1 protein-coding gene is annotated in these 259 nt (G+C 45.2%); it reads left to right on the plus strand.

Annotated elements, in window-relative coordinates:
• A partial coding sequence (locus B4K20_RS04825; RefSeq protein ID WP_289282070.1) for an HU family DNA-binding protein occupies positions 1-231 on the plus strand: 231 nt, incomplete at its 5' end.
• Positions 232-259: the final 28 nt, after the last annotated feature.

A 259-nucleotide genomic window follows, 5' to 3' on the forward strand; every position in this document is an offset into this window, starting at 1 on the left:
GACATTTCAAAAGCAAAAGCGGCCCAAGCTGTTGATGGCATGACATCTGCCGTAACTAAAGCACTAAGCAGTGGCGATCAAGTCACATTAGTTGGCTTTGGTACATTCTCTGTTCGTGAGCGTGCAGCACGTACTGGCCGTAACCCACGCACAGGTGAAGAAATCAAAATTGCCGCTGCAAAAATTCCTGCATTTAAAGCTGGCAAAGCATTAAAAGATGCTGTAAACTAGTTTTTTTTCTTGGGGTGCTTAGCTCAGC

It is taken from the genome of Methylophaga sp. UBA5088 (genome assembly GCF_002414625.1).
GTDB classification, from domain to species: Bacteria; Pseudomonadota; Gammaproteobacteria; order Nitrosococcales; family Methylophagaceae; genus Methylophaga; species Methylophaga marina.